The following is a 4986-nucleotide window of genomic DNA, read 5'->3' as shown; positions in this document are numbered from 1 at the left end:
CCGGCGAGCAGCGCCGGCGCGCCGGGCGAACCCGCGGCAGCGCTGGCGATGTTGGAGATCACCGCGCTCATCTTGTCGGCGTAGGGACGTGCAGCCTCGGCCGCCTGCTGGGCGCGGCGCAACCTGGACGCAGCGACCATCTGCATGGCCTTGGTGATCTTTTGCGTCGCCTTGGTGGAGGCGATGCGCACGCGCATGTCTTTAAGTGACGCCATTCTTCGTTCACCCCGGCGATCAGCCTGTGGCTGGACCGCGACCCTGTCTTGTCGTCATGCCCGGGCTCGTCCCGGGCATCCACGTCTTCGTCTCCACGCGGTGGTGCGTGGACGGCCGGGATTTCAATTGCGAAGACGCGCTTCGCGCTTTAGCCCGGCCACGACGGCCTATTTACGCGAAGCTCTTCGCAAAACCTTCGACAACCGACTTCAGCTTGGCAGCGGTGTCGTCGGTGAGGTCGCGGGTGTCGCGGATCGAATTGAGGATCTCGACGTGCTTGCCGCGCAGCAGCGAGAGCAGACCGTCCTCGAACGCACGCACCTTGTTGACCGGGAGCGGATCGAGATAGCCGTTGGTGCCGGCCCAGATTACGCAGACTTGCTCTTCCATCTTCAGCGGCGAGAACTGCGGCTGCTTCAGGAGCTCGGTGAGGCGCGAGCCGCGGTTGAGCAGGCGCTGCGTCGAGGCGTCGAGGTCGGAGCCGAACTGCGCGAACGCCGCCATTTCGCGGTACTGCGCGAGCTCACCCTTGATCTTGCCGGCGACCTTCTTCATCGCCTTGGTCTGCGCCGACGAGCCGACGCGCGACACCGACAGACCGACGTTCACCGCCGGACGGATACCCTGGAAGAACAGGTCGGTTTCCAGGAAGATCTGACCGTCGGTAATCGAAATGACGTTGGTCGGAATGTAGGCCGACACGTCGTTGGCCTGGGTTTCGATCACCGGCAGCGCCGTGAGCGAGCCCGAACCGTGGTCCTTGCTGAGCTTCGCCGCGCGCTCGAGCAGACGGGAATGCAGATAGAACACGTCGCCGGGATAAGCTTCGCGGCCCGGCGGACGGCGCAGCAGCAGCGACATCTGGCGATAGGCGACGGCCTGCTTGGACAGATCGTCATAGATGATGACGGCGTGCATGCCGTTGTCGCGGAAATACTCGCCAATGGTGCAGCCGGTGAACGGCGCGATGTACTGCATCGGCGCCGGGTCGGACGCGGTGGCGGCGACGATGATGGAATATTCCAGCGCGCCCTGCTCTTCGAGCACCTTGACGAACTGGGCAACGGTCGAACGCTTCTGGCCGATCGCGACATAGACGCAATACAGCTTGATGTTCTCGTCCGGCTGCGCGTTGAGCGGCTTCTGGTTCAGGATGGTGTCGAGCGCGATCGCGGTCTTGCCGGTCTGACGGTCGCCGATGATCAGCTCGCGCTGGCCGCGGCCGACCGGGATCAGGGCATCGATGGACTTGAGTCCGGTCGCCATCGGCTCGCTGACCGACTTGCGCGGAATGATGCCGGGCGCCTTGACGTCGACGCGCATGCGCTTGTCGGCCTGGATCGGGCCCTTGCCGTCGATCGGGTTACCGAGCCCGTCGACGACGCGGCCGAGCAGGCCCTTGCCGACCGGCGCGTCCACGATGGCGCGGGTGCGCTTGACGGTCTGGCCTTCCTTGATCTCACGGTCGCCGCCGAAAATAACGACGCCGACATTGTCGGTTTCGAGGTTCAGCGCCATGCCGCGGGTGCCGTTCTCGAACTCGACCATTTCGCCGGCCTGGACGTTGTCCAGACCATAGACGCGAGCGATACCGTCGCCGACGGACAGCACCTGTCCGACTTCGGAGACTTCAGCTTCCTGGCCGAAATTCTTGATCTGGTCCTTGAGGATCGCGGAAATTTCCGCGGCGCGGATGTCCATCAGCCTGCCTCTTTCATCGCGTGCTTGATCGAATTGAGTTTGGTGCGAAGCGAACTATCAATCATGCGGCTGCCCAGCTTGACGACGAGGCCACCGATGATCGAGGGATCGACTTTCACGTTCAGCGCGACGTCCTTGCCGGTCACCGACTTCAGGGCAACCTTGAGGGCGTCGAGATTCTTGTCCGAAAGCGTTTCCGCCACGGTGACGTCGGCCGTCACCTCGCCCTTGAACCTGGCGACCAGGGCGCGGTAGGCGCGGATGACGTCAGCCACCACGAACAGGCGGCGATTGGCGGTCAGGACTTTGAGGAAATTGGCGGAGATGCCGGCGATGCCGGCCTTGGCCAGCACGGCCGAAAGGGCCTTGGACTGGGCATCGGCCGCGAAAACCGGGCTGCGGACGAGGCGCTTCAGATCGGCGCTCTCGTTCAGCATGGCCTCGAATTTCTCGAGATCGGCTTTGACCTCGTCGACCACGTTCTGGTCGCGGGCCAGTTCAAACAAGGCCGTTGCATAACGGCCGGACACACCTGAAACGGACGTATCTTCTGCAGCCACAGACGCGCTCTTTTTGCTGTCAAACTCGCAAGGGAAAAACCGTCGCCACGAAGCGGCGCCAAGCGATCCAAGCCCTTGGAATTCAAGCGGGACTTCGATTTCCGACCGGCACAGGACGTGCCGGGCTCGTTAAAATCGCGGCTTTGCTAACATAGCAGGCGCGCAGGTGCAACATGACGCCAAATTAAAGGCACGAGGTTCTGTCGCCAGTTCGTCGCACGCCGGATGCATCGATCACCAGCTGGTGCAAGGGCCCGATCAACAAGGACGTCGGGAGCGATCCGCCCCATCACGGTATTGTCGCGAGCCTTCGGCGCGAACTCCCCGCGTTGGTTCCTGCCCTCAGCGCATAGCGGCCATGAACACGGATCGCTGAGGCGTGATTTTGGCCTCCTCAGTCCACTCGCCGAATACTTACCCAATTCTAAACGCTCAAGGCTTTGACTTCGTTTTACAGTATTCGCATGTAATAAATAGATTAACAAATCGTTAAAGCCGAAGATTACGGAACATCGGCTGAATATCCGATAGCGGTAACAAGATATTTCATGACGACACAGAATGGATTTACTGCCCAATTCACGCCTCATTAGGAATCGAAACGCCAACCCGCTCACAAACTGATGGGGGCTCCACTAGCCACACATGTGGCAATACTAGCTTAGGGACCAATAAATGCTGTCTTTGAAGACGCTGGGCTTTGTGACCCGGCCGCGCACCGCGATTGCTTTCGTTGCCGCAACTCTCCTCATCGGTGGAACCGCCACCGAAGCTTCCGCCAAATCTCGCCATCACCGGCATCACCATCATCACCGCCACCACGCCGCCCAGGCCGAGACCAACGCGACCTCCGATTGGCGCAACGCCAATGCGTCGATGACGCCGACCTCCGGCGCCGGCCGCAGCTTCTCCGGCGTCGCGTCCTTTTACGGCAACGAGTCCGGCAGCAAGACTGCCTCGGGCCAGCGCTTCAACCAGAACGCCATGACCGCGGCGCACCGTTCGCTGCCGTTCGGCACCAAGCTGCGCGTCACACATGGCAGCCAGAGCGTCGTCGTCACCATCAATGACCGCGGCCCGTTCATTCGCGGCCGTGTGCTCGACCTCTCCACGGGTGCTGCCCGCGCCATCGGCCTCACAGGTCGCGGCGTCGGCCGCGTCACCGCGGAAGTCGTCTCCTAAGGCGCGCTGGCGCCCCACACCACGCGCGCAGTTTTCATCAGTTTGATGCGCGCCTGAAACAAGCCCGCGGTCTTGGGGGACCGCGGGCTTTTTTACGTTCTGTCATCGCGCCTTTCTGCGTGTCCCGGACAAGCTGCAACGCGTGAGCGTTGCGGCGCAGAGCCGGGACCCAGGCGGCGGACTCCTGGGCCACATGGGCCCCGGCTCTGCAGCGCACCGCTGAAGGAGCGCTGCGCTGCGTCCGGGGCACCACGGACAGAGAGAGGCACTGCTCCCACAGCGTCATTGCGAGCGCAGCGAAGCAATCCAGACTGTTTCCGCGGAAGGACCCCGGATTGCTTCGTCGCAAGGGCTCCTCGCAATGACGTGGAGAGAGCGGGGGCTACAAAAAACTCTGCGGATCGACGTCGACTTCGAGCTTCTGGTTGCCCGTCGGCTTCGGGCAGACCGCGAGCCAATTGCGCAGATAGTCCGACAGATCGAAGCCGCGCGCCGATTTCACCAGGATGCGGAAGCGATAGCGGCCCTTGATGACGGCGAGCGGCGCCTCCGCCGGCCCGAGCACCACGACGCGCTCATCGCGCGGCGCGAGCGCGACGAGACGGCGGCCAAGACCTTCGGCGCTCGGGCGGTCGCCCGCGGAGATGATCAGGCTCGCGAGCCGGCCGAACGGCGGATACAGCGTCTTCTCGCGCAGATCGATTTCGCTGTCGTAGAATGCCTCGCGGTCGCAGGCGATCAGCGCTTTCATCACGGGATGATCAGGCTGGTGGGTCTGGAGATAGCCGACGCCGCGGCCCTGCTCGCGCCCGGCGCGGCCGATCACCTGGTTGAGCAATTGCCAGGTGCGTTCCGCCGCGCGCGGGTCGCCGTTGCTCAGACCGAGATCCGCGTCGACCACGCCGACGAGATTGAGCCGCGGGAAATTGTGGCCCTTGGCGACGAGCTGCGTGCCGATGATGATGTCGACGCGCCCCTCCGCGATCTCGGCGAGCTCGCTGCGCATCGTCTCGATCGAGGTGATGAGATCGCTCGACAGCACCATGGTGCGCGCTTCGGGAAACAGCGCAGCCGCCTCCTCCTGCAGCCGCTCGACGCCGGGACCGACCGCGACCAGCGATTCCTCGGCCGAACAGTGCGGGCAGATGTGCGGGCGCGGCATCGAGAAGCCGCAATGATGGCAGACCAGGCGCTGGCGGAAACGGTGATCGACCAGCCAGGCATCGCAGATGGTGCAGGCGAAGCGATGGCCGCAGCCGCGGCACAGGGTCAGCGGCGCATAGCCGCGGCGATTGAGGAACAGCAGCGCCTGCTCGCGCTTTTCGAT

Annotated in this window: 5 protein-coding genes; 1 reads left to right on the top strand and 4 read right to left on the bottom strand. The window is 63.5% G+C overall.

Annotated features, from left to right (window positions below; genetic code table 11):
- From MOV74_RS31080 to MOV74_RS31070, 3 genes are all read right to left on the bottom strand, one after another.
- Window positions 1–215, bottom strand: a 215-nt coding sequence (locus tag MOV74_RS31080) for a F0F1 ATP synthase subunit gamma (RefSeq protein WP_246930710.1), incomplete at its 3' end; no start/stop codon positions are given.
- Window positions 216–387: 172 nt separating this feature from the next.
- The gene (gene atpA / locus MOV74_RS31075) at window positions 388–1917 is read right to left on the bottom strand and encodes a F0F1 ATP synthase subunit alpha (protein ID WP_246930707.1); all 1530 of its coding nucleotides are present in this window, start codon (window positions 1915–1917) and stop codon (window positions 388–390) included.
- On the bottom strand, window positions 1917–2477 hold the full coding sequence (locus MOV74_RS31070) for a F0F1 ATP synthase subunit delta (RefSeq protein ID WP_246930705.1): 561 nt from the start codon (window positions 2475–2477) through the stop codon (window positions 1917–1919). Before MOV74_RS31070 ends, atpA begins: the two co-directional genes overlap by 1 nt.
- Window positions 2478–3152: 675 nt before the next feature.
- Between MOV74_RS31070 and MOV74_RS31065 the strand changes: the two genes are divergently transcribed.
- Complete coding sequence (locus MOV74_RS31065; protein ID WP_246930703.1) at window positions 3153–3659, top strand: septal ring lytic transglycosylase RlpA family protein; 507 nt, start codon at window positions 3153–3155, stop codon at window positions 3657–3659.
- Between the two features lie 382 nt (window positions 3660–4041).
- Here MOV74_RS31065 and priA read toward each other — a convergent pair.
- Window positions 4042–4986, bottom strand: a 945-nt coding sequence (gene priA, locus MOV74_RS31060; RefSeq protein ID WP_246930701.1) for a primosomal protein N', incomplete at its 5' end; no start/stop codon positions are given.

Origin of the sequence: Bradyrhizobium sp. SHOUNA76, from assembly GCF_023006445.1 — a bacterium.
GTDB lineage: Bacteria > Pseudomonadota > Alphaproteobacteria > Rhizobiales > Xanthobacteraceae > Bradyrhizobium.
Note: the sequence above shows the minus strand (reverse complement) of the source record. Positions and strands in the feature narration are given on the sequence as shown.